This is a genomic window from Luteococcus sp. H101 (assembly GCF_038433155.1).
In the GTDB taxonomy this organism is placed as follows: domain Bacteria; phylum Actinomycetota; class Actinomycetes; order Propionibacteriales; family Propionibacteriaceae; genus Luteococcus.
The window spans coordinates 30,600-53,461 of record NZ_JBCDMW010000033.1; the positions used below are offsets into that span (position 1 = coordinate 30,600).

Here is a 22,862-nt window from a genome sequence, read left to right on the forward strand (position 1 = left end):
CGCTGAGTCCCGCCGGAGCCGTCCGGGGACGCGAGTGCCCACTGAGAACAGACGCAGGAGGGGGTACGCAACGCAGTAGTTGCGCTGCCCACCCGCCCTGCATCTGTTCTGGTCGAGCGGGCCTGTTCACTCCCGGACGGCGGCCACCGGGATGTCGTTCTCCTCGCCCCAGGCCTCCCATTCAGCGGCGGTGCGGGTGGCGAAGATGGCCGCCAGCTCCGCCGCACTCTGCTCGGGGCCGGTGGCCGTCAGCTCCAGCACCTGACGGGTGCGGGCCCAGAAGTGCGGCTCCAGCGCGGCGAGCACCAGGTAGCCGTCGGCCGCCCGGTAGAGGTTGTACTCCGGCAGGGCACCGCCCAGGATCCCGTCGGTGGTGGTCAGCCCGTGCCGGGCCGGGTCGCCCATCATCTCCGCCAGGCTGCTGAGCGCCACCTCCCGGTAGCTGCCCTGCCCGGTGCGCCCGGCGGCCAGCACCGCCGCCAGTCCGTCGCCGACTGCACGCTCGGCACTGGTGAGATCGGCCAGCAGCACCCGGGGCATGTTCGGTGGATTCAGCGTGCCCACCGAGGCCTGGTAGGTCAGGTCATGCCCGGGCATTTCGGCCTTCTCCCCCGGATAGCCGACGATTGCCACCTGGCTCAGCCTGGGCAGCCGGGCGTGGAGGGATTCCCAGTCCAGGCCGAGCCGGGCCAGGGCGGACGGCCGGTTCGAGGTGAGGAACAGGTCCGCGGTCTCCAGCAGCCGCCACAGCTCGTCGCGTCCCTCGTCGGTCTTCAGGTCCAGCCGGATGACTTGCTGTCCCGCCAGCAGTTCTTGGTAGTAGGGCGCGCTGAGCAGCTCCATCTGGTCCCCCGCCGGGGGTTCCACCTTGATCACGTCGGCGCCCAGTTGCGCCAGGCGTCGGGCGGCGGCGGGTCCGGGGAGGTTGATGGCGATGGTGACCACCCGCAGGCCGCCCAGGAGCACGTCGTCGTGACCCATGGATTGTCCTTCCTTCTATTGTCCGGAACGTTACCGGGCTCGGCCGCCGGCCACCGGTCATTCGACGGGCATCCACCCCGGGTGGGCCGCACGTCCCCGGTAGAATGGGCGGCCAATGCGGGCGAACCACCACAGGCGAAACCAGGGACGGGAGACCCAGACCATGGCCACCGAGATCGAGCGCAAGTTCCGGCTTCCCCAGGACGGCCGGATCACCGGTCTGGGGAAGGTGGCCAGCCTGGGCGACGCCCATGAATGGCAGCTGCGCGCCACCTACTTCGACACGCCCGGCCTCACCCTGGCCCGTAAGGGCATCACGCTGCGCCGGCGCACTGGCGGCCACGACGAGGGCTGGCACCTGAAGCTGCCCGGCGAGGGGCATGCCAGGGAGGAACTGGGCGCCCAGATCCTGCCCGACAGCAGCCCACTGCAGGTCCCGGATGCCCTGCGCTGCCACGTGCAAGCACTGGTGGGTGACGCGCCGCTGGTGCCGATTGCCCAGTTGGACACCGAACGTCGGGAGACCGACCTGGTGGTGCCCGACGGACGCGCGGTGGCCCTGCTCTGCGAAGACCAGGTGACGGTGCACAGGATCGGTGCGGAGCCGCAACAGTGGCGCGAGGTGGAGGTGGAACTGACCGCCGACGGGGCCCCGCTGGACCTGGCGGAGATCTCCGCCGAGTTGGTGGCCCAGGGCGCCGAGGCCCAGCCGGCCACCTCCAAGCTGGTGCAGGCCCTGGGCGATCTGCTGGCCGCCACCCCCGACGGCGAGCCGAGCGCGGCCCGGGTAGTGGGTGCCTACCTGGCTGCCCAGGTGAGGATGATCCAGGCCAGGGAGGCCGAGGTCCGCGTCGACGCCCCGGATGCGGTGCACCAGATGCGGGTGGCCACCCGACGGCTGCGCAGCACGCTGCGGGTCTTCCGGGAGCTGCTGGCGGCCGAGCGCACCGAGCCACTGCGGGCCGAGGTGCGCTGGCTTGGGGAGATGCTGGGCGGGCCGCGGGACGCGGAGGTGCTCAAGGCCCGGCTCTCGGCCGCCCTGGACGAGCTTCCACCGGAGGCGGTGGTGGGCCCGGTGCGGGAGCGCCTGACCGCAGAACTGGACGCCCGGCATGCCCAGACCCACCGGGAGCTGGTGGCGGCGCTGGACTCGGAGCGCTACCGCGATCTGTACCAGATGCTGACGGCGCTGGTCACCGAACCGCCCTTCCTGCCGGCGGCGGACGGGCCGGCCGCCGAGGTGCTGGCCCCGCTGATGCGCAAGACCACCCGTCGGGTCACCCGTCGCTGGGCCGCCTCACAGGAGGCCGTCGGCGCGGAACAGACCGAGTTGGCGCACGAGGCCCGCAAGAAGGCCAAGGCGGCGCGCTACGCCTGGGAGGCGGTCTCCCCCGCCTTCGCCCACGGCAAGGACGCTGCCCGCGCGTGGAAGCAGGTCACCGAGACGCTGGGCGTGGCTCAGGACACCGTCGTGGCCCGGGAGCGGCTGCTGGAACTGGCCGACGTGGCCCACGCCGCCGACGAGCCGACCTTCACCTATGGCGTGCTGTACGGCCGACAGCTGGCCCACCAGGACGACGCCCATGACGAGGCCGGCAAGGCAATCCGCCGGGCGAAGCGGGCGTCGGCCTGAATCGCTTCCCGAACCCTCAATCGTCGTAGCTCTCCGTAGACAATTCTTCTAGACTGGCTCCATGAAGACCATCTCGGTGGGTGAACTTCGCCAGAACCCGTCACCCATGTTGGAGGCCGTGGCCTCGGGCGAGACCTACCGCGTCACCCGACATCATCAGGAGATCGCGCAGATCTCGCCAATCAACTCCTCGGCCAGTGTGGTGGCTCCCCGAGTCCAAGGGCAGGCCCGGACGGCCGAACTGCCCCGAATTGAGCTTCCTGCAGGGCTCAGCATCGAGGGCCTGCTGGACGAGATGGCCGGGGACCGATGACCACCTACTATCTGGACAGTTCGGTCGCGATGCGGATCCTGCTCGGACATTCGCCAGCTGCGGCTCACTGGTTTGACGACACCACTGCTTCCAACGACGAGATCCTGTCCTCCCGTCTCCTGGGAACGGAGATGACTCGGGTCTTGCGTCGCCTGGAGGCACCCATCGAAAGGCGTCACGAAGTACTTTCCCACGTCGGCACGATCGCGTTGGACCACGCAGTTCTCCAGGAGGCGGAAGCCATCCTGCCGCACATCAAGACACTCGACGCGATCCATCTTGCTTCGGCGCTACGCAGCGGCAGGGACGGCGTCATCATCTGCACTCATGACCGAACCATGCAGGCCGTGAGCCATGACTTGGGCTTGGCCACAATGGACCCGGTGACCGACGATCCAGGCAATGCCCTGGTGTGAGCCTCAGGTTCAGTGGGTGGCGCCGTCGCCCAACCGAATGTCCGCGTCATGGGTGACCATCGCCTCCAGGGCGGCGGTCAGGGCGCGCGTGATGTCCGTCGCCGACATCGACGGCATGCCGGGCTTGTCCGTGGTCTGCTGCGGGATGTAGGGGACGTGGATGAAACCACCCCGGGCTGACGTGCCCCGGCTGGCCAGGTGGTGCAGCACGCCGTACATCAGGTGGTTGCAGACAAAGGTGCCCGCGCTGTTGGAGACCGAGGCCGGCAGACCGGCCTCCCGGATGGCCTGCACCATGGCCTTGATCGGCAGGGTGGCGAGGTAGGCGTCGGGGCCATCGGGGACGACGGGTTCGTCGATGGGCCGGTTGCCGGCATTGTCCGCGATGCTGGCGTCGTCGACGTTGATGGCCACCCGCTCCACCGTGATGGCGCTCCGGCCGCCCGCCTGACCGACGCACAGCACGGCGTCGGGCTGGTGCTGGTCAATGGCTTCCCCCACCACGCGCACCGCGTCCCCGAAGACCGTCGGCACCTGGAGGGTGCGGATCTGGGCCCGGGCGATCTGGTCGGGAAGCGCCCGCACCGCTTCCCACGCTGGATTGATGTTTTCCCCGCCGAAGGGGTCGAAGCCGGTCACCAGAATCCTCATGCGCCCATTGTGCCCACCCAGCCACAGCGGCCCAGCCCCACCCCATCGGGACTGACCACCACACCGCGACACCCAACCCCGCTCGACCACGACACCCCAGCTTGTCGAGGCCCGCAGCGGTTAGATCTAGGCCGACGGTGAGAACCGAAGCTCCACCGTGGCATCGGGCTGGACGCCCTTGACGATGCCGACATAGAAGGCCCTTGCCTGCTCCTCCAGCGCCTGCCGGTTCCGGGAAATCTGCTCCTGCTGCGCATCGGCGCCCAAGACTTCGGTGATCAAGTCAGCTGTGTCAACATCAGGGCTCACCCAGCTCAGGATCCCGTTCTTCTCAACAGCGAGCTTGAATTCTTCCTTGTCGTGACCGATGAAGATGAACTCCGGCAGCGTGATCACATATGACGTCGGCGTAGTCTGCTTGATCTTCACCTGCTGGGCGTCGATGCCAAGTTTGCGGCGTAGCTGTACTGGACGAACTGGGCGCGTCCCGTGCCGGGGACCTCGACGCCCAAGATCTTTGCCTTGGACTCCTCAGAGATGATCCCCTGGATCCCCAGGCTCAACAGGACAACCTGTTCCTCCTTGGTGACGGCATCGATCACCTGGACATTGCGACGGCTGGCCGTGAAGCCAAGGGGGTTCACTCCCAGTCGCGGCAGGCCAAGCAAGACCGCAGCAAACACCAGGAGGGTCGCCGTCATCCCGGCGAGAAACTTCTTCATGGGTGGATCCTTCAAGGGCGAGTGTTCACGGCGCCCCGAACTCCACGTGAGAGCAAGCTACCACTGACTCGAGAAGACGAAGCCGCCGACAAGCCGCTGTGAGTGCCCAACCCAACCGCGGCGGCCAAGCCCGACCCGGCCACGGCGGCCGAGCTTGTCCAGGCCCTGGGCGGATTCCTCCTGGAGACACCGCTCACATTCGGTGTGCATACACACCCCCATACACACACTTCTTGCCCCGAATGGCGAGGAGCTGCACAGGGCCCGGCCTTCAGATGGCTGAGCCTGGCTACGCGAGCCGTCCAATGGGCGGGCGGCGGGACCCCTCCGATGGGCGGGCGGCGGAACCAATCGGCGGCCCAACGCTCGGAGCCCGTGATGACGGCCTGGGCCCCGGAAGGCTCGCCAAAGTTGGCAGCAATTTGACGTCTTGAACCTGCCAAGAATTTTCTGTGTCCACCAGGCTGCCAACTTTGGCAAGCTCTTCGGCCTCCGGGGGGCTGAAGGCACCGCACCCGCTTCCCTCAACCGCTGACGCCGGCCGGGCGAGTTAACCGCCGACGCTGGCCGGGCGAGGCAGACTGGGCGCATGGATCATCGTGACCTCTTGACCGACGCCGCCAAGCGTCCGCTGGACACCGCCGCCGTCGTGCTGCGGGGCCTGGACGCGGAGCACCTGAACGCCCAGCCCGCGGGCAGCGCCAACTCGATCGCCTGGCTGGTCTGGCACGCCGCCCGCCAGATGGACGTCCAGCTGGCGGATCTCACCGGCCAGCCCACCGTCTGGGAGCGCGACGGCTGGGCCGAGAAGCTGGGCATCAACCGCGGAGCCGATGACTTCGGCCTGGGCGACAGCCCGGACGCCGTCGCCGCGCTGCGGGTGACGGATCCGGACCTGCTGCAGGCCCATCTGGCCGCCTGCATCGACGCCTTCGTCGGATACCTCCAGACCCTCTCGGAAGAGGACCTGGACCAGATCATCGACGACTCCTGGGATCCGCCGGTCAGCCGGGGCGTGCGGCTGGTCAGCATCATCGACGACGCGGCGGTGCACCTGGGCCAGGCCGCCTATGCGCGGGGCCTGCTGGAGACCTGGTCGATCGGCGTCTGAGTGCCCGCAGGCGATCATTGGGTGTTAGATTTCTCACAATTCGTCGCCGCAGACACCGAAGGAGCACCTCGTGAAGGACACCCTGACCCCCGGCCTGACCCACACCATGCACTACCAGGTGCCGGCCGAGCGAACCGTGCCCAACCTGCTGCCCGAGGCGCCGGAGTTCACGGTGATGCCGCAGGTGCTAGCCACCGGCTACATGGTGGGGATCATCGAGTGGGCCTGCATGCAGGCGGTCCAGTCCCACCTGGATGACGGCGAGGTCAGCCTGGGCACCCACGTCGACCTGTCCCATGACGCGCCCACCACGCCGGGCTCGACGGTGACCATCCAGGTCACCCTGACCGGCGTCGAGGGCCGGGCGCTGAGCTTCGACGTCGAGGCCCGCGACGAGCACGCCACCATCAGCACCGGCACCCACCAGCGGGGCGTCGTCAACAAGGAGCGGTTCGAGGGCAAGCTGGCCGGCCGGGAAGCCAAGCAGTGAGCCCAATCACGGGCACCGAGGGCGCCCGCCCGCGGCTCTTCGACGCGCACCTGCACATCATCGACCCCGCCCACCCGTCGAAGTCGCGGACATTGCGGGTGACCAACGTCACGCCTGCGCCCGACAGATCGCGGGGATCTGGCCGTCAGGAGTGGTGATGGGCAGCTCCAGCCGGGTGCGGGTGGCGACCACATCGGCGTAGTGACGGGTGGCCCGGTCATCGAAGCGCAGTACGAGCCCCCTGTCCGGAGATTGATCTGGCGGCGATCCACTCCGCATGTCAGCCAGGCACGGGCCCGCACTCCAGCACGCTCCCCTGGCGGCCGACGCGCACCCTGACCCCCGGCAGTAGCCAGAGCGGGCGTCCCGCGCAATCCCGCAGGCCAAATCGTGTAGTCTCCCACTATGCGACTTGAGGTTACCCGTCGGGCGGAGCTGGCCGTGCAGGCCATGGCCCTGCTGGCACCCGTCGGCAAGCGGCTCAAGGCACCCGAACTGGCCGACGCCCTGCAGGCCACCCGGGGATTCGTGCCGCAGGTGGTGGGCCCGCTGGTCAAGGCCGGATGGGTGGCCTCCATCCCAGGCCCGACGGGCGGCTACACCCTGACCCCCGAAGCCCACCGGGTCAGTGTGCTGCAGGTGATCGAGGCCGTCGACGGCCCCACCGCCAATGGCCAGTGCGTCGCCCACCACCTGCCCTGCGGCCAGGGCCAGACCTGTGCGCTGCACGACGCCTGGAGCCAGGCCAGGGCCACCCTCACCACCGCACTGGCCGCCACCCCGGCCATCCCCGTCGCCTTCCACTGACCGCCGCAAGCACTACCCAGGAGCCCCACGCAATGCTCACCGAACCTGGTACCCGCCCCGATCTCACCGACGCGGGTCACCACCGCCCGGACCACGTGCCCGCCGAGATCCGCCAGCAGCGCGCCGCGGTGCGCGAGCTGCGGCATGACCCGGACGATCGCCCCTTCATCGTGATCTGGGAGGTCACCCGCGCCTGCCAGCTGGCCTGCGCCCACTGCCGGGCCGACGCGCAGCAGCGTTTCCACCCGGACCAGCTCACCCTGGAGCATGGCAAGGCGCTGCTGGACGACATCGCGCAGTTCGGGAAGCCCACCCCGATTGTCATCCTGACCGGCGGGGACCCCTTTGAGCGCACGGACCTGGAGGATCTCGTCGCCCACGGCACCGGGCTCGGCCTTTCGGTGGCGCTCTCCCCCTCGGTCACCGCCAACTTCACCCCGGAGCGTCTCGCGTCGCTGCGTGAGGCGGGTGGCAAGGCGGTCTCGCTGTCCATGGACGGCTGTCGCGCCGAGACCCACGACGCCTTCCGTGGCTTCCAGGGCACCTATGACAAGACCCTGGCGGCCGCCAGGATCACCACCGACGCCGGTTTCCGGCTGCAGATCAACTCGACGGTGACCCGTCGCACCGTGACCGAGCTGCCGGACCTGATGGTGCAGGTCAAGGGGCTGGGCGCGCACCTGTGGTCCCTCTTCTTCCTGGTGCCGACGGGCCGCGGTCAGGCGCTGCAGGCCCTGACCGCCGAGGAGAACGAGGACGTGCTGCAGTGGGCGCACGACGTCAGCGGCTACATCGCCATCAAGACCACCGAGGCGCAGGCCTATCGACGAGTGGCCATGCAGCGCGCCACCAACGATGCCCCACCGCATGGCGAGCTCTATGACCGACTGATGGCCCGCACCCTGGAGCTGGTCAGCGCCGAGGACCTGGTGAACCGCCGCCCGCGCCCGCCACTGGCCACCAATTCCGGCCGCGGCTTCGTCTTCATCGATCATGTGGGCGACGTCTACCCGTCGGGCTTCCTGCCCTACCGGTGCGGCAATGTGAAGGACGAGTCCTTCCGCGGGATCTACCGCAATTCCCCGATCATGCTCTCGCTGCGCCGACCCGACGCCTTCCACGGCAAGTGCGGGGTTTGCCCCTTCAACCAGGTCTGCGGCGGTTCCCGCTCGCACGCCTTCGCGGTGACCCGGGACATGCTGGCGTCGGACCCGACGTGCAGCTACGTGCCGCCGCGCTGGGCGGCCGAGCACCCCGACGAGGACCCGATCACCGGCGCCCGGGTCAAGCCGGTGCCGCTGGACCTGCTGGACGTGGCGCCGGCCGGGGCCCCCGCGGCCGAGGACAACCTGCGAGCAGCCGCGGACCACTGAGCGTCGGTATCCTGCCCGACCGGGGCGCGCGCTGACCCCCCCCCCTCCACTGCGCAGCCGTTGATGTCTGGGGCAGCTGTTGCAGCAGCTGCCCCAACAAGGAGCGGCTGCGCAGTGGATCGTGGGCGCCGAGCGCCCGGGGCAACCACCCCGGCGTCGCGACGCCACGCCTGCCCCGGCAAGCCAGCCCGGACCACCCAAGACCATCCGACCCGGCAACCACCCCGGCCCCACTTCTTACACATCGGTCAGTTTCAGTTAGGCTGAGTTCGCTCAATCCCACCCGAAAGGCCCGTCGTGTACTCCCTCCTCCTGGCGATCATTTACCTCGCCTTCATCAGCCTCGGCCTGCCCGACTCGCTGGTCGGAGCTGGCTGGCCGACGATGCACCGGGACCTGGACGTCCCGGTGGCCTACGCCGGCTTCATCACCGTCATCATTGCCCTGGGGACCATCGTGTCCAGCCTGGCCTCCGAGCGGTTGACCCGGCGGCTGGGAGCGGGGGTGGTGACCGCGGCCAGCGTCGCCATGACCGCGGCGGCCCTGTTCGGCTTCTCCACGTCGCACCACTTCTGGCTGCTCTGCCTGTGGGCGGTTCCCTACGGTCTGGGGGCCGGTGCGGTGGATGCGGCGCTGAACAACTACGTCGCCCTGCACTATGCGGCGCGGCACATGAACTGGCTGCACAGCTTCTGGGGCGTGGGCGCCTCGATCAGCCCCTTCATCATGGGTCATGCGCTGGGCAGCGGCCAGGGTTGGGGCAGCGCCTATCGCCAGGTGGGGTTGATCCAGGCGGGGCTGACCGTGGCGTTGCTGGTCAGCCTGCCGCTGTGGGGCCGGGCGGCCGCCTCGGGCCCCAGCGCGCACTCCGAGCTGGACCATCAGGATCCGGAGCACGCGTCGGTGGGCCACGTGCCGCTGGCGACGGCACTGCGGATCCCCGGTGTGCCCTTCGTGCTGGCCGCCTTCTTCGCCTACTGCGCGGTGGAGACCACCGCGATCCTGTGGGCCTCCACCTATCTGGTCAGCGGCCGCGGCGTCGCGGTGGCGACGGCCGCCCGCTTCGCGTCGCTCTTCCTGATGGGCATCACGGCCGGCCGTTTCCTGGCCGGCTTCTTCGCCGACCGGATCGGCGACAAGCTGCTGATCCGCGGCGGCTTCACCACCATCGCCGTCGGCGTGGCGCTGATGGCCCTGCCCGTTCAGACCGACGTGTTGGCGCTGGCCGGGCTGGTGATCGCCGGCCTGGGCGCCGCCCCGGTCTACCCGGCGATCATCCACTCCACCCCCACCAACTTCGGTGCCCGCAATTCCCAGGCGATCATCGGCATCCAGATGGCGGCGGCCTACACCGGATCGACGCTGGCCCCGCCGCTGGTGGGAGCGCTGGGTGCCTGGCTGGGCCTGTGGCTGCTGCCTTGGGCGATGCTGCTGATCGCGTTGTTCGGGCTGGTCATGTCGGAGAAGCTGAACCACCTCTCCGCGGCCTGAGCGGCGACGAGCCCCGTCACCCCGCACCCGCCCGACCGGTCGACGAGCCCCATCACACCCCACCAGCCTGACCGGCGACGAGATCCCGTCACCCCACCCCCACTGCGCAGCAGTTGATGCTTGGGGCAGCTGCTGCAACAGCTGCCCCAGCAAGTAACGGCTGCGCAGTGCGCAGTGGGACGTCGAATCAGGTCAGACCGGTAATGCTCTCCTGCAGCTGCAGCGCGCACAGGAAGCCGAACAGCGCCAGACAGGCGACGAGCAGCACATTGGACAGCCAGCCATTGCGCAGCTCCGCCGGCGTGGTTGAGCGGTTCATGATCACCAGCAGGGCTGTCGAGAGGATGGGCAGCACAAAGGAGCTGATTGCCGAATAGATCAGCACCAGGGTGACCGGCTTGCCGGTCTGCAGGATCAGCACCGAGCAGACCGCGAGCCAGACCAGCGCCGCCCGGAATTCCGGGGCCTTGGCGGACATGTCCTGACCGGGTTCGTCCTGGTGCGGGTACTTGCGCACGACGCGCAGGCAATCCCCCGTCACGTAGGCGATGCCCTGGAAGCCGCCCAGCACCGACGAGTAGGTCACGGCGAAGAAGGACAGCAGGAACAGCCCGTGGGCGACGGGACCGATCTCACGGCCCAGGATCTGGCCGACGTCGAAGACGGCGCTGTTGGAGGTGATCTTGTGGTTGCCGGCCAACAGCCAGAAGGCGCCCACCGCGGTCATGGCGACGGCGAAGATGACGATCAGCAGGTAGCTCACCGCAAGATCGGTGCGCACCATGGTTCGCCACGCCCGCCCGCTCCATCCCTTCTCCCGGACGAAGTAGGTGTAGGCCATGATTCCCGTCGCTCCCCCGACCCCACCGATCAGCGACAGCACCGTGACCAGCGAATGGGCCGGCAGCACGGGCACCAGGGTCTGGCGGGCCTGCGCCGCGCTGTCGCCCGCGCCGGCCGAGGTGACGGCCAGGTAGACGATCCCGAAGAACATCAGGATGGCGAAACCCACCATCACCTTCTCCACCAGGCTGTAGCGGCCCAGCCACAGCATCACGACGGCCGACGCCAGCACCGCGCCGAAGGCCAGCCCGAAGGGCAGCCCGGGGAAGAGCGCCATCAGGATCAGCGTGGAGATGGAACACACGCCGGCCCCGAAGAAGAGCCCGATCAGCAGCTCCGCCACCAGCAGGATGACGGGAAAGGTGCGGCCGCCGAACTGGGTCAGGTGGGACAGGAAGGACTTGTCGCCGGTGAGCTGCAGCCGGGCGATCGACTCATTCAGGGCATACTTCAGGACCAGTCCGACGACGAAGACCCAGGCCAGGGACAGGCCGTACTGGGCGCCGGAGTTCAGCGTCGTCACCATGTCCGACGCCCCGACGCTGGCCAGCGCCAGCACGACACCGGGGCCGATCATCCGCAGGGCCTGGCTCCATCGGGTGGGCGCGAGAGTGTGGGGGCTGGCGGAGTGCGACACGAGTCCTCCTCGTCGAGTCCGGGGGCGTGCTCGGACGCTACCGCGCAATCCAACGCCGCCGGGCCCCACCCACGTGATGGACGCGGGTCAGGGCCCCGCCAAGGCGCTCAGGCCAGCGCTGCAAGCCCCAGCGCGACGAGGGCGAGCACCGGGAAGAACCCCTGCTTAACGGCCGCACCCCGTTTCTCGGGCGAGGTGAGCAGCAGCAACAGCGCCGCGGCCGCCATGGACCCGACCGCGGTCACCATCAGGGTCACGGCCACCGTGGTGTGCCCAAGCACCAGCGCGACGACGCCAGCCAGCCCGGCGATGGCGAGGAAGAGGTTGTAGAAGCCCTGGTTGAAGGCCATCTCACGGGTGGCCTCGGCCTCCTCCACGGAGGTGCCGAACACCTTGCGGGCCGCGGTGGTCCAGGCCAAGGATTCGAGGTACCAGATGTAGACGTGCAACAGACAGGCGAGCAGGACCAGAACGGCGGCAATGGGCATGCCGTGACGATAGCGCCCTGATCCACGCGGACGGGCGCTCGACGACCTTCGGGAATACCCGGCGGAACTGACCGGTTGGTATGACGTAGGCAGTCCGCCCACCCAACCCTCGAAGGACACCCCATGAAGGTCTTGCTGATCAACACCCACCACGGCTACCCCGGATGGTCAGAGGGAGGGCTGAACGGAGCCGCCCACCAGGTGGCCAAGGACTTCTTCACCGGGCGCGGCGACGAGGTGTTCGAGACAATCGTCGACGAGGGCTATGACCTCGCCGAGGAGGAGGCCAAGCACCTGGCCGCCGACCTCGTGGTCCTGCAGACCCCGGCCAACTGGTTCGGCGCCCCGTGGACGTGGAAGAAGTACGTCGACGAGGTCTTCAACCACGTGCTCGGCACCGGTTCGATGCTCTCGGGTGACGGCCGCACGCGCAGCGACCTGGCCAGGCCCTACGGCTCCGGCGGCAAGATGCAGGGGCGCAAGTTCATGGTCTCCTCCACCTGGAATGCCCCGGCAGCAGCCTTCGACAACCCCCAGAACCCGGTCTTCCAGGGTCGCAGCCTCGCCGACGCCCTGAGCGAGATCACCGCCACCTACCGCTTCTGCGGCTACGAGATCCTGCCGGAGTTCGCGATCCTCGACGTCTTCAAGAACCCGACGATCGAGGCCGATCTGAGGGCCTACGCCAAGCATCTGGAGCGGTACGCGGTGTGATCACCCCAGCTGGGAGACGGAAACAACACGACTCAACTCACACGGCGGGGAGCCGAACCAGTCAGCGCTCGTCGCGGGCCTTCTGGGCCTTCAACCGCTCGTTCTCGGCCAGCACCTGACGGTGCACCCGCCGCTCATGCTCCAACCAGGCCGGCGGATCGGCCAGCAGCTCACCCACCTGGTCTGCGTTCAGGGGCTCGGTGACTCCCCCGCGCGCCAGCCCGGAATTGGACACCCCAAGCTTGGCCGCAATCACGTCGCGCGGGAAGGGACCGTTCTTGCGCAGATCAACCAACCAGGCCGGCGGGTTCTCGCGTAGTTCATCCAGCTCGTCGCGGGTGATCGGGTTCTGCTGGAAGTCCTCCGGCGCGGCGGACAGCAGGATGCCCAGCTTCTGGGCGGCGGTGGACGGCTTCATGGTTTGGCTCACGACGCGAGCGTAGCCGAGGTGGAGGCGGGGACGTGGCGCGCAGTGGCCCGGGACGCCGTCGAACAATCGGTGAGGGCCGTCGAACCGCTAGCCTGCAACCGTGAGCCAGAACCCGTCGACACTGACCGGCCTGCGGATCGGGCATGTCCGCGGCGTCGTCCTGCACAAGTGGCAGCGCACCTGGGAGGAACGTTTCCGTCACCCGCTGCAAATCACCGAGGTGCCCGACGCCGAGCAGCTGGCCGGGCTGCGCGACGGCAGTCTGGACATGTGCTTCGTCCGGCTGCCGATTGATCGCGACGGGCTGCACGCCATCCCGCTCTACGAGGAGCAGCTGGTGGCCTGGGTCTCCAAGGAGCACCTGTTTGCCGCTGCCGACGAGATCTCCCAGGCGGACCTGGCCGAGGAGGAGACCGTCCTGACCGAACTGGACGCCGTCGCGATTGACCGGGTCCTGGCCGGTGCGGTGTTGGTGGTGCCGATGTCGGTCGCGCGCGGGGCCAGCCGCAAAGACCTGGTGTACCGCCCCATCACCGACGCCGAGACCTCCCCCGTCGCCCTGGCCTGGCGAATGGACGACCAGAATCCGCTGCTCGACGAGTTCGTCGGCGTGGTCCGCGGCCGCAGCGCCAACAGCTCCCGCACCCAGCAGCAGCGGGCCGCCACCGGCCACGAGCCCGCCAAGGCCCGCCCGCGGGCCCGCAAGCCGAAGCCCAAGAAGGTCCGCCGGGGCCATTGACCCTTGCGGCGTGGCCCGGGCCGAGAGTCTGGGTTCGGGAGTCTGGGTCTCAGGTCCGGAACCCGCCAGTTTCCCGCGCCAGGCCAGCCTGGCGTCGAAAACCGACACCGGGCGTCCAAAGAGTTCAGCAGCCAGGTGTCGGTTCGCGCGCCCAGACCGCCTGGCGCACGAAACTGGTCTCTCGCGGATACAGCCGCCAGTTGCGGGAGGCGGATAAACCCTCGCGGAATAGCCGCGCCCTGCCCGGAGTTCAGACAGCATGACCTCCGACGCCCTGCCCCGCCTGCTGGACCTGCTGCACCGCGGTAACCCTGCGGACCGGCAGAAGGCCGCCCTGCGGCTGGGGACGCTGGACACCACGGAGGTGATGCCGGAACTCGTCGCGCTGATGGCCCTGGAGGACGATGACTTCGTGCGCGAGACGCTGATCTGGGCCGTGGTCGCGCGCCCGACGGCTGCCGCGCCCGCCCTGGTCTCGGCGCTGGGGCACGCCCTGCCGAAGGAGCCGGTGCTGCACGCGCTGAGCAAGGTGGGCGATCCGGCGACGGTCCCCGCCATCCTGGCCTTTGCCGAGGACGCCGATCCGGTGGTCGCCGCGAAGGCCTGGTGGGCCTTGGGTCGGATCGCCGCCGCGGAGGGGCTCGACGTGCTGATCTCCCAGCTGGGCTCGGAACGCGCCGAGCTGCGCCACGGCCTGACGCGCGCCCTGTTGGAGTTCGGCGCCCCCAGCGTCGACGCTCTGGAGCAGGCCCTGAGCAGTGACTCGCCGGCGGTCCGATCGCACGCCGCGGAGGTGTTGACGGCCTTCGCAGACCCGACGCGCTACTCGAGCGCCGAGCGGCGGGCCGGATCCGAGCTGGCCGGACGGGCCGCCACCGTGCTGCGGGGTGCCACCGCACCAGAGGTGGACGGCGCCCTGCTGTTGGCCACCATCAGCGACGACCGCCCGGGTCTGGCCGCGGCGGCGGCCGGCCTGCGCGACGAGCGACGGGGCGACTGAGCCAGCACCAGGTTCGCCCCCGAATACCCATCAGCCAATCAGCCGGATTGTAGATCATGTGGTCCACAGGGCGTGGGCTGACCGATCCCCGGGCGGTCAATGCGACGGCGGTTGGTTATGGTTCGGCTATGACATTCCCTTGGGCCGCCGAGCTGTGGCAGCCGTCCGACAAGGCACGCAGAGCAACGCGCAAGGGTCAGGTCTACGGCGTGCGCGTCGCCGTCGAGCCGCCGGGCTTGCGCGATGAGCTGTGGCGACTCATGGCAGAAGAGCTGACCTCGCAGGGCGAGGTGCTGCTGGACGGTGGTACCGCGCTGCACCGCCTGGACAGCGACAGCATCGAGCTGGTCAGTGGGGGCGAGGATGTGCTCGATTCGCTGAGCTGGTCGATCAACCAGACCTTGACCGAGGCGGCTGCGAAGCTCGGAGCCGAGGCGTCGTTTCACCTCGTGGGTGAAGGTGAGCCGAGCGCCGGGCAACGCGATGAGTGACGACCTGGTACTGGTCTTCATCCCTGCTCTCGTGGCTCTGCTGACGGCAGCTGAAACCACACGCGGGCGTCCACTCACCGAGGCTGAAGTGACGGCGATTCGCGATGATGCGGTGACGATCGCGCTACCGCGCGCCGATGCCCAGGCCATGGCCGCCGCCAGGGGCTATGAGGACATCGATCCCGAACTCGCCTGGGAGCAGTGGCAGGCCGTGCGCGGGAAGCCATGAGCCAGACAACCACCATTCGAGTCAATCGGGAGACGCACAGCCGCGTCACGCGATTGGCCCAGCAGCGCCACGAGACCATCAACCAGACGGTCGATCGGGCCCTGCGTGCGTTGCGTCAGCTGTCAATGGGGCGCGAGCTGAGCGACAAGCTCACCGACGAGGAAAAGACCTGGCTCAATGCTGAGCTCGGGTGACATCGTCGAGGTCGATCTCGGCACACCGATCGGCAGCGAGGCGGTCCCGCGGCGGCCAGCCGTTGTCGTCACCGCCATCGGCGTACTGCGAGGTGACCCCACCGTGGTGCAGGTCGTCCCCCTGACTCGAACCATCCGGTCCAGCGGCGCGGAGGTCTACATCGAGCCGGATGACGACAATCAACTCAGCGCCCCGTCGGCAGCCCAGTGTCAGCACATACGCTCAGTTTCCGTCGCGCGGCTCACGACGAAGCAAGGCAACGTGGGACCCGTGACGCTCGCCGAGGTGCGCGAAGTGCTGGGACTGTTGTTGGATCTGTGACACGATCCAAGCACTCTCGGTCAGCCGGACGCAGACATCCACGTACCTGAGCTCCACCGCGCTCCGGCGAATAGAACCATCTGGGGAGGGAGCCGCAGGCTGCGCCGAAGGGCGGTCAGTCGTCAGCAGTGTGGGCCCGCAGCGCCTCGGCGAGCGGCGACGTACAGCTCACAGCGGCACCGCGTCGTCCAGCGCTGTCTGCGAAACCTGCCGTTTCAGCAGCTGCACCGGAAAGATGTCCACCGCATCGGTGCCGAGGAGCAGTCGAATTTCCTCCATGAGGCCGGAGGCGCGCATCAGCAGATTGCCGTCTGCGGGATCCATCTCCACGAGTATGTCAATGTCACTGTCGGGACGCGCATCGCCCCGAGCCACGGAGCCGAACAGCATCGGGTTTGTCACACCGTACTTCGCGAGCAGACGCTCGAGATCGTCGCGGCGCGACTCGATAAGCTCACGCATGGCGAGAGCCTCCAGAGTCACGGTGCGGACGGGCATGCGAGCAGGCTACCCACGTTCGATGACTTTGGACAGCGCCCCGAAGGACCACACCTCGACGGCCGACCACACCGGCAGCCGGCCATACTCAGCATCCGTCGAGGTTGTTCTTGGTCCAGTCGAGGACTCGGCTCGGGCCGAGGAACTCAAAACAGCAGCAACGGTCAGCGTCTCGGCGCCCACGTCAGGCATGCCTGATGGGCGTCCCACAGATGGGCCTTAGATGTCGGCAGCATAGACGGTCTCTGCCTGGCTGAGCGCCGACTCGCGAAAGTAGGGATTGCGGATCGCTCGCTTCACGACGAGATCGACATCGCGATCCACAATTCCCCGAAGGTCATCGCGCAGCGCGCAGAAGTCCTCGAACGGATCCGGCCGACCGGGGAAGAAGTCGACAAGGAAGTCGACGTCGCTGTCCGCGTCGAAGTCCCCGGTGATGACAGATCCAAACAGCGCCAACTCCGCCACCCCATGACGCTAGGCGGCGCGTCGGATCGCGTCGAGGTCAACGCCAGCAGTGACAGTCATGGGACCCGTATCCCATCACTGCCTACTCGTGGAGCGGCTGTCGATCCTGGATGGCGGGTCAGACGTTAAATCGGAGCTCCACCGCATTAGCTTGCACATAGGCCTGACGGCTAGCTTTGCTGGGCGTGGCTCAGTTGTCCCACCGCGCGGCCAAAGCAAACCCACTCTGCCTACGGGTCGGCGCGGCTTTCGGCGCGTCAAACAGTACCTTGCGAAGCACTGATGTAAGGCACACTTGAACCATGGATTGGCAGCTAATTCGCGACGCTGGCTCGGCCCTGAAGCCTTATCTCGGCGTCGTCATTGGCGCCACGTTGACCTTCGCCTTCGGATCACTGTCCCAACGCAGCGCAACACGACGACAGCGAGTGGACTCGGCGCGCACGGAGGTTCGTCTCGCGCTTGAGCAAGTGATCCTCATGGCGCAAGACCTCATCATCACTGGCAGGACAGCCGCCCGCTTCTTGGAGCACCCCGAGCATGTCCTCGACCCCCTTGATGTCCCCCGCGGAGAATCCAGTATCGAGGCGGCGATGCGGCTTATGCAGGACGAACTACACCGAATCGCCGTCAACCCCTACACCGAAGACGGGCCCCAGACCGACCGGACCCAAGAGCTTAGGTTGGCCTTGGTTCGCCTGCAACTGCTGCTGCCACAACTGGGGGAACTCGGCCCCTCCGTGCAAGCCCTCGATGCGCTGGTCAAGAAACACGACTCAGAGCACAGTGCCGCCACCGCACACCACGCGAGCGAGGATATCGTGCTGTATCGCAGACATGCCCAAGAGCTCGAGGACCAGCTGGGCGTCGTCATCAACACCGCACGGGATTGGCTGGCCCCTCGAAGGTGAGAGGAAGCTGCTGTCACCGTTCCAAGGGCACCCAGACCTACACATTGAACCGGAACTCCACCGCATACCCACGCATCGAACGATGACGCGATTCCGTCTGGTGGCCACCCGACCACGCGATCCCTACCTGGATGCAGGCCCCCCAGGCGACCTCGCCTCGATGCGCCGCGCCCAGAACGGATCGTCGGACCAGCCGGGCGGCATCCCCATGGCTGTGAGTGGAACGTCTGGATGCTCATCGAACAACGCCTTCAGTCGCCACGCCCAGCTACTGCCTGGTGACAGCGTCGACAGCAGGGACTGCAGTGCCACCAGGACGGGGTACAGCCGTGCTCGTCGCGCTGCGCTGTCTGCGATCGCAGTAGGATCAGCCAGCCACGTCACCGACAGCGACGTGGGCAGCGCCGGGGATACGCCCAGGACTGCGTTCCACAACCGACCATGGTGGGCGCAGATGTTCCGGACACGCACGAAGGTCCGCATCCAGGACAAGAGCAGTGGCTCATTGATTCCCAGAGACTTGGCGATCGCCGTCCGATCCGAGCGCCGCTTCAGGTTGCCGATCAGGTGCTCGACCTGCCCCAAGGTGAGACGCTCCATGACAATCCACGACGGCGGGAGCTCGGGCTTGCCGTACGTCAGCAAGTAGTGCTCCAACGCAGACCGATGAACCAGTGCACCATCCGTCTGCTCGGGCTTGGCGAGCAACTGACGAGAACAGTCATCGCGAACCGCCGCCACGAAGCCTCGATGCCTCCGTGCATCCCGAAAGTGGATCGAATCTCCGTACCAGAAGGCCCCGTGAGCCTGCGCCATGTGATCGGTCAATGCAGACCGCACCGCCACTTCAACACGCTCCAAGGCATCGAGCACCAGCAGCCGGAGCTTGCGGTCAAAGACATAGAGATCCAGGACGTCGTCGAAAGCCACGCCCGACCGAAAGTCATCCGACCCCGCACGCCGGAACGGGATCATGTAGGGCGACAGCCGGTAGTAGCCGATGCTGCGGACGTATCGCTCCGCACGCTCCACATCGGGGATGAGCAAACCACGATCCTGCATGCGCGCCACGAGAGCAGCGTGGCCAAGTGGCGACTTGTCGTAGACACCGACGCCCCGCTGACGTGGGACTCGACGCCCCATCCGCACTCCTCTGGGTAGAAAAATCCCCCAAGTGCGCTTCCATGGAGAGGCGTGGGGGATCTAGTAGCCCTAGGCTAACACGTGCCGCGTTGAAGGTTCACCGGCACATGGAGAGTCGATCCGATCAGCCTCAACCAGATGTTGAACCGGAACTCGAGTCCCCCCACCCCAACCCAGCAACTACCGCCTGACCAGCGGTTTTACACATTGAACCTGAACTCGACCGGGTTGAGGCACGTACCAAACCTCTAGGGCGCACGCCCGTAAGCACGGATTCGCCGGCTTCGGCGTGGCTTGCTCTCCGGTTGATACCGTCGAGACATGATCACCGCCGCACTCAGACAGCTCGTGCAGACCGCTACTGCCCACGCAAAGCAGTGCAATGATGACAACAACCACACAGTCGCCGCAGCATTGCTGACCAAATCAGGCCAGACCGTGCTTGGCTTGAACGCCTTCCACTTCCTCGGCGGCCCATGCGGCGAGATCTCCGCCCTCGCCAACCACGCGGCCACGTGTCCAGAAGACCCCATCGACGCCATCGTCGCGGTGTACGGCCCGACAGGCCAAGTGATTTCTCCGTGCGGAAAATGTCGTCAAGTGTTGTTCGACACCGACCCCGCCATCCAATGTGTCGTCCGCGGCAGCAACGGCCTCGAAGCGCTGAGCGTCTCCGAGCTCCTTCCCCATGCCTATGACTGGTGCGCCATGGAACTCCCACAAAAGGTTTTCATGTGGGAAGGCTACGAGTCGGCCATCAGAGATGGGTCCAAGCGCCAGACCATCCGCGTCGACGACCCCTTCCGACCTGGGCCAGCACAGCTCGTCTTCGAGAAGGAGAGCGGCGAGGTCATTACCGTCGATGCGAAGGTCACCTCCGTGCTTGCCACACGCCGCTGCGACCTCACTGAGGAACATGCACAACGGGACGGCTTCGCCTCATTAGCTGACCTGCACGAAGCCCTCGACATGCACTACCCCGGCCTCGAGATGGAGGACAGCATTGACCTCGTGGCCTTTGAATTGAGCATCCCTGCAGAATGCGATTCCAACTCCAAAGGTTAGTTATTGAACCGGAACTCCACCGCGTTCCGATGGATAGAACCATCTGGGTGCACATCGGCGCGACGGGACCAATGAACGGGCAGGCGCAGCTGGGTCTAGGCCACTAGGTTGAGGCTCGGGTTCATGAGGGGCTCGTACTCGATGGGCCAACCGACCCAGGCGGGCCCGCCGGCGGCGTCGGTAGGTCCGCTCGATCCAGGTGATGATCGCGGTTCGCAGCTCTTCACGAGTTTCCCCGCCGCCCGCAAGGCCGACCCGACAGACCCCCTGTGGATCACCGCCATGACCCAGGCCAGCAATGCGCGGGAGCGAAATCCCGGTCAAGCACTGCCTACGAGAACGTCCTCGCCCTTCATGCCCGCCCTGGGGCGCAGAGGCACCTTCGCACGTTGAAGCGGACTCCACCGAAATCCGTCACCCAGAGGTCGCCTACTCGCCCCCGCGGCAGGTCCGTAGTGCGATTTTACAGTATTCCGTAATTCTGGAACTATGTATCCATGACGACACCGGACGCACCTGACTCACTGGCCAGTCGAGTAGCTGCACTCGAGAAGCGGATGGTCGCGGTCGAGGCACACGCCACCCCCGCCGCTGGTGACACTGGAAATACGAACGGCGCGCAAGGCAGTTCACCAAGCACACAAGATCACCTCTGGGCCCTTCGCGGCCTGAAGCAGTACGAGGATGACAGCGAGGGCGGCACCGTCATGCTCGTGGGCTCCGTCGAGCTTCCGGGCAGCGGCCCCGTCTCCTGGCAGATCGGAGCGCACGCCGACGAGCTCCTTTCCGACGAGTGGGACACGGTCACTGCTGTGCTGGACGCACTGGCGCACCCCATCCGCCTGCGCATCCTCAAAGAGGTGCTCACCGGGGAGAACAGCACCGCACGCGAACTTGCAGAACTGGAGTCCATGGGGTCGACCGGGCAGGTCTATCACCACCTTCGCGCCCTCACCTCGGCCGGGTGGTTGAGGCCGGGCTCCGGGGGCAGACACACGGTGCCGGCCGAACGAGTCGTCCCCCTGCTCACCACCCTTCTGGGGGCGCGCCGATGATGCGCATGCTCAAGGCGGCTTCCCCCTGGCTCCTTCGAGCCTTCGTCCTGCTCGTGGCGCTGAGCTTCGTCATCGAGGTCCCCGTGTGGCTCGTGTTCGCGCCGCTGGGCCTGGCGATCGCAGTCCCTTCTCCACGTGCAGACGACGAGTCTCCCCAGACCATGCATGCTCCCGTGACGGGCCGCTGGGTCGCCATCAACAGCCCGGCGACGAAGGTCCCCAGCCACGGCGTTCGCACGCTCGGTCAGGCATTCGCAGTCGACATCCTGCAGGCATCAGACTCTCCCCGCGAAAGCGCCCCCGGCTGGCAATGGAGACAGGCCGAGCCCCAGGAGTTCCCAAGCTTCGGGGAGCCTGTCCTGGCAGCGGGCTCCGGCACCGTGATCGCTGCCCATGACGGCAAGCGTGACCATCGCGCCCGGAACACCTGGCCCGGCCTGATCTACATGATGTCGCTCGAGGCCTTCGGTCGAGAGTTGGCCGGGCACCGCTCCATCATCGGCAATCACGTGATCCTCGACCATAGCGACGGCACGTTCAGCATGTACGCCCACCTCAAGCACGGATCTGCAGCCGTGTGCGTCGGGCAGAAAGTCCGGGCCGGCGATGTCCTGGGAGCGGTCGGGAACACCGGGAATACCAGCGAACCCCATCTCCACTTCCAGCTGATGGACCGGCCCCAAGCGGCCATGGCCGCCGGCCTGCCGTTCCGGTGGTCCCCGCTCACGATCGAGCCGGATCCCGATCCCCACTGGGCTCCGAAGAAACCTGTCGCAGAGACGGTCGAGGGTCTCCCCGCGACAGGGCAGATCTTCCGCACCCCGGAGTCCGGCGTCATGCCCCAACCCAAGCGCGAGGCCAGTTGTTGACGCGAACACTCCCCCATGCCGCCCGACCAGCTCGCGCCCAACAGCTCTGACCAGCTCTTCTACAAATTGAATCTCCATTCGACCTCATTGCGTTGGGAATAGGCGTCACAGATCGATCGCAACGAAGCCTGGGTCACGCCGCCACTGAGGCCCGGTCGGAGCTGGCGGACGTTGCCTCGCGAGCAGCCGCTCCCCCACGGCGCGGAGTGTCTCGTCATAGGACGCCGCTTGGAAGGTGAGTTCCAAGGGGTCCCCGATGGCGTCGTACGGCTCATCACTGAGGCTGTCATCCCATCCAAACTCGCTCCATCGCACCACTGACCCGGATCGTTCGATGTTGACCGTCAGCGCCCCACAGCCCAGGTCGCCGCACTCGCGACACACGTACAGCTCCACCCGGCCACCAGGAAGACTGTCCTGTAGCCCTAGGGACAAGGACGCTATCCAGCCAATCCCGGCTTCCAGATCCCATCCAGACCGCAACGGAGTGGAAGTCCACCCCAGCAAATCTTCACCGATCGAAGCGCGCAGGGATGAGCCGTTCACGACGAGGTCGAGATACTGGGAACGAGGCCGATTCCCGTCCAGCGGCAGCGTCGACTCGACGAAGTTCAGATGGTCCACGAGACAACGATAGGCATCTGAAATCCCTAGTCAACTAATTATTGAAGCGGAATTCCACCGCGTTCCGATGGATACGGCCATCACGCGATAGGGGCACTGCGAGCAGCATCTCCGCTGGTCAAAGCACAGATGGAGGGATCGCAAGCCGCGTGAG

Annotated in this window: 30 protein-coding genes and 1 pseudogene; 19 read left to right on the forward strand and 12 right to left on the reverse strand. The window is 67.2% G+C overall.

What is annotated here, in order from left to right; translation table 11 throughout:
• Positions 1-126: 126 nt before the first annotated feature.
• Positions 127-981, reverse strand: coding sequence for a CoA transferase (locus AAEX60_RS13415; RefSeq protein WP_342104071.1), 855 nt, complete (start codon positions 979-981; stop codon positions 127-129).
• A 163-nt stretch (positions 982-1,144) separates the two neighbouring features.
• On the opposite strand from AAEX60_RS13415, the gene AAEX60_RS13420 reads away from it, so the two are divergent.
• The 3 genes from AAEX60_RS13420 (at position 1,145) to AAEX60_RS13430 (ending at position 3,343) form a co-directional block, all read left to right on the forward strand.
• The gene (locus AAEX60_RS13420) at positions 1,145-2,614 is read left to right on the forward strand and encodes a CYTH and CHAD domain-containing protein (RefSeq protein ID WP_342104072.1); all 1,470 of its coding nucleotides are present in this window, start codon (positions 1,145-1,147) and stop codon (positions 2,612-2,614) included.
• Between the two features lie 61 nt (positions 2,615-2,675).
• Positions 2,676-2,927 carry a type II toxin-antitoxin system Phd/YefM family antitoxin gene (locus AAEX60_RS13425; protein ID WP_342104073.1) on the forward strand — a complete coding sequence of 84 codons (252 nt, stop codon included), beginning with the start codon at positions 2,676-2,678 and terminating at the stop codon, positions 2,925-2,927.
• On the forward strand, positions 2,924-3,343 hold the full coding sequence (locus AAEX60_RS13430; RefSeq protein WP_342104074.1) for a PIN domain-containing protein: 420 nt from the start codon (positions 2,924-2,926) through the stop codon (positions 3,341-3,343). The genes AAEX60_RS13425 and AAEX60_RS13430 overlap by 4 nt, the downstream gene beginning before the upstream one ends.
• 9 nt (positions 3,344-3,352) lie before the next feature.
• Here the strand turns inward: AAEX60_RS13430 and pcp are convergent, their stop codons facing one another.
• The 3 genes from pcp to AAEX60_RS13445 form a co-directional block, all read right to left on the reverse strand.
• Complete coding sequence (pcp, locus tag AAEX60_RS13435) at positions 3,353-3,994, reverse strand: pyroglutamyl-peptidase I (protein ID WP_342104075.1); 642 nt, start codon at positions 3,992-3,994, stop codon at positions 3,353-3,355.
• A 126-nt stretch (positions 3,995-4,120) separates the two neighbouring features.
• Positions 4,121-4,423: a hypothetical protein gene (locus AAEX60_RS13440; protein ID WP_342104076.1), complete on the reverse strand. Its 303-nt coding sequence runs from the start codon at positions 4,421-4,423 to the stop codon at positions 4,121-4,123.
• Positions 4,420-4,716, reverse strand: a complete 297-nt coding sequence (locus tag AAEX60_RS13445; RefSeq protein WP_342104077.1) for a hypothetical protein — start codon at positions 4,714-4,716, stop codon at positions 4,420-4,422. The genes AAEX60_RS13440 and AAEX60_RS13445 overlap by 4 nt, the downstream gene beginning before the upstream one ends.
• 589 nt (positions 4,717-5,305) lie before the next feature.
• Between AAEX60_RS13445 and AAEX60_RS13450 the strand changes: the two genes are divergently transcribed.
• The 5 genes from AAEX60_RS13450 (at position 5,306) to AAEX60_RS13470 (ending at position 9,988) form a co-directional block, all read left to right on the forward strand.
• Positions 5,306-5,827, forward strand: a complete 522-nt coding sequence (locus tag AAEX60_RS13450; protein ID WP_342104078.1) for a mycothiol transferase — start codon at positions 5,306-5,308, stop codon at positions 5,825-5,827.
• A 70-nt stretch (positions 5,828-5,897) separates the two neighbouring features.
• A complete protein-coding gene (locus AAEX60_RS13455) occupies positions 5,898-6,317 on the forward strand; it encodes a thioesterase family protein (RefSeq protein WP_342104079.1) in 420 nt (139 codons plus the stop codon).
• A gap of 405 nt (positions 6,318-6,722) precedes the next feature.
• The gene (locus AAEX60_RS13460; RefSeq protein ID WP_342104080.1) at positions 6,723-7,124 is read left to right on the forward strand and encodes an RrF2 family transcriptional regulator; all 402 of its coding nucleotides are present in this window, start codon (positions 6,723-6,725) and stop codon (positions 7,122-7,124) included.
• Positions 7,125-7,156: 32 nt separating this feature from the next.
• The gene (locus tag AAEX60_RS13465) at positions 7,157-8,497 is read left to right on the forward strand and encodes a TIGR04053 family radical SAM/SPASM domain-containing protein (RefSeq protein WP_342104081.1); all 1,341 of its coding nucleotides are present in this window, start codon (positions 7,157-7,159) and stop codon (positions 8,495-8,497) included.
• Positions 8,498-8,794: 297 nt separating this feature from the next.
• Complete coding sequence (locus tag AAEX60_RS13470; RefSeq protein WP_342104082.1) at positions 8,795-9,988, forward strand: MFS transporter; 1,194 nt, start codon at positions 8,795-8,797, stop codon at positions 9,986-9,988.
• A gap of 187 nt (positions 9,989-10,175) precedes the next feature.
• Here the strand turns inward: AAEX60_RS13470 and AAEX60_RS13475 are convergent, their stop codons facing one another.
• Together AAEX60_RS13475 and AAEX60_RS13480 are read right to left on the reverse strand one after the other, a co-directional pair.
• Entirely contained in the window at positions 10,176-11,468 is a 1,293-nt protein-coding gene (locus AAEX60_RS13475) for an Nramp family divalent metal transporter (RefSeq protein ID WP_342104083.1), read from the reverse strand.
• Positions 11,469-11,575: 107 nt separating this feature from the next.
• Entirely contained in the window at positions 11,576-11,956 is a 381-nt protein-coding gene (locus AAEX60_RS13480) for a DUF1304 domain-containing protein (RefSeq protein ID WP_342104084.1), read from the reverse strand.
• 123 nt (positions 11,957-12,079) lie between these two features.
• Between AAEX60_RS13480 and AAEX60_RS13485 the strand changes: the two genes are divergently transcribed.
• Positions 12,080-12,670: an NAD(P)H-dependent oxidoreductase gene (locus tag AAEX60_RS13485; protein ID WP_342104085.1), complete on the forward strand. Its 591-nt coding sequence runs from the start codon at positions 12,080-12,082 to the stop codon at positions 12,668-12,670.
• A gap of 61 nt (positions 12,671-12,731) precedes the next feature.
• Here AAEX60_RS13485 and AAEX60_RS13490 read toward each other — a convergent pair whose 3' ends face one another.
• Positions 12,732-13,100 carry a DUF5997 family protein gene (locus AAEX60_RS13490; protein ID WP_342104086.1) on the reverse strand — a complete coding sequence of 123 codons (369 nt, stop codon included), beginning with the start codon at positions 13,098-13,100 and terminating at the stop codon, positions 12,732-12,734.
• Positions 13,101-13,200: 100 nt separating this feature from the next.
• Between AAEX60_RS13490 and AAEX60_RS13495 the strand changes: the two genes are divergently transcribed.
• The 6 genes from AAEX60_RS13495 to AAEX60_RS13520 all read left to right on the forward strand — a co-directional run bounded on the left by AAEX60_RS13495 (position 13,201) and on the right by AAEX60_RS13520 (position 16,075).
• Positions 13,201-13,839 carry a LysR family substrate-binding domain-containing protein gene (locus AAEX60_RS13495; RefSeq protein WP_342104087.1) on the forward strand — a complete coding sequence of 213 codons (639 nt, stop codon included), beginning with the start codon at positions 13,201-13,203 and terminating at the stop codon, positions 13,837-13,839.
• 259 nt (positions 13,840-14,098) lie between these two features.
• Positions 14,099-14,839, forward strand: a complete 741-nt coding sequence (locus AAEX60_RS13500; protein ID WP_342104088.1) for a HEAT repeat domain-containing protein — start codon at positions 14,099-14,101, stop codon at positions 14,837-14,839.
• Positions 14,840-14,967: 128 nt separating this feature from the next.
• Positions 14,968-15,330 (forward strand): hypothetical protein, encoded by a 363-nt coding sequence (locus AAEX60_RS13505; RefSeq protein ID WP_342104089.1) that lies wholly within the window; start codon positions 14,968-14,970, stop codon positions 15,328-15,330.
• Positions 15,323-15,559, forward strand: coding sequence for a hypothetical protein (locus tag AAEX60_RS13510; RefSeq protein WP_342104090.1), 237 nt, complete (start codon positions 15,323-15,325; stop codon positions 15,557-15,559). Before AAEX60_RS13505 ends, AAEX60_RS13510 begins: the two co-directional genes overlap by 8 nt.
• Positions 15,556-15,753 carry a hypothetical protein gene (locus tag AAEX60_RS13515; protein ID WP_342104091.1) on the forward strand — a complete coding sequence of 66 codons (198 nt, stop codon included), beginning with the start codon at positions 15,556-15,558 and terminating at the stop codon, positions 15,751-15,753. Before AAEX60_RS13510 ends, AAEX60_RS13515 begins: the two co-directional genes overlap by 4 nt.
• Positions 15,737-16,075, forward strand: coding sequence for a type II toxin-antitoxin system PemK/MazF family toxin (locus AAEX60_RS13520; protein ID WP_342104092.1), 339 nt, complete (start codon positions 15,737-15,739; stop codon positions 16,073-16,075). Before AAEX60_RS13515 ends, AAEX60_RS13520 begins: the two co-directional genes overlap by 17 nt.
• Before the next feature lie 168 nt (positions 16,076-16,243).
• Here the strand turns inward: AAEX60_RS13520 and AAEX60_RS13525 are convergent, their stop codons facing one another.
• Positions 16,244-16,573 (reverse strand): nucleotidyltransferase family protein, encoded by a 330-nt coding sequence (locus AAEX60_RS13525; protein WP_342104093.1) that lies wholly within the window; start codon positions 16,571-16,573, stop codon positions 16,244-16,246.
• 219 nt (positions 16,574-16,792) lie between these two features.
• Positions 16,793-17,041: a nucleotidyltransferase family protein gene (locus tag AAEX60_RS13530; protein WP_342104094.1), complete on the reverse strand. Its 249-nt coding sequence runs from the start codon at positions 17,039-17,041 to the stop codon at positions 16,793-16,795.
• Positions 17,042-17,343: 302 nt separating this feature from the next.
• Here AAEX60_RS13530 and AAEX60_RS13535 point away from each other — a divergent pair, with 302 nt between their 5' ends.
• Positions 17,344-17,952, forward strand: a complete 609-nt coding sequence (locus AAEX60_RS13535) for a hypothetical protein (protein WP_342104095.1) — start codon at positions 17,344-17,346, stop codon at positions 17,950-17,952.
• A 123-nt stretch (positions 17,953-18,075) separates the two neighbouring features.
• Here the strand turns inward: AAEX60_RS13535 and AAEX60_RS13540 are convergent, their stop codons facing one another.
• Entirely contained in the window at positions 18,076-19,014 is a 939-nt protein-coding gene (locus tag AAEX60_RS13540; protein ID WP_342104106.1) for an Abi family protein, read from the reverse strand.
• A 402-nt stretch (positions 19,015-19,416) separates the two neighbouring features.
• On the opposite strand from AAEX60_RS13540, the gene AAEX60_RS13545 reads away from it, so the two are divergent.
• Positions 19,417-20,160: an ASCH domain-containing protein gene (locus AAEX60_RS13545; RefSeq protein ID WP_342104096.1), complete on the forward strand. Its 744-nt coding sequence runs from the start codon at positions 19,417-19,419 to the stop codon at positions 20,158-20,160.
• Positions 20,161-20,255: 95 nt separating this feature from the next.
• Here AAEX60_RS13545 and AAEX60_RS13550 read toward each other — a convergent pair.
• Positions 20,256-20,391: pseudogene (locus tag AAEX60_RS13550) on the reverse strand (IS3 family transposase); the annotation flags it as partial.
• A gap of 266 nt (positions 20,392-20,657) precedes the next feature.
• Between AAEX60_RS13550 and AAEX60_RS13555 the strand changes: the two are divergent.
• The gene (locus tag AAEX60_RS13555) at positions 20,658-21,215 is read left to right on the forward strand and encodes a winged helix-turn-helix domain-containing protein (protein WP_013161556.1); all 558 of its coding nucleotides are present in this window, start codon (positions 20,658-20,660) and stop codon (positions 21,213-21,215) included.
• Positions 21,212-22,084, forward strand: a complete 873-nt coding sequence (locus AAEX60_RS13560) for a M23 family metallopeptidase (protein WP_123575316.1) — start codon at positions 21,212-21,214, stop codon at positions 22,082-22,084. Before AAEX60_RS13555 ends, AAEX60_RS13560 begins: the two co-directional genes overlap by 4 nt.
• Positions 22,085-22,189: 105 nt before the next feature.
• Here the strand turns inward: AAEX60_RS13560 and AAEX60_RS13565 are convergent, their stop codons facing one another.
• The gene (locus AAEX60_RS13565; protein WP_342104097.1) at positions 22,190-22,708 is read right to left on the reverse strand and encodes a hypothetical protein; all 519 of its coding nucleotides are present in this window, start codon (positions 22,706-22,708) and stop codon (positions 22,190-22,192) included.
• Positions 22,709-22,862: the final 154 nt, after the last annotated feature.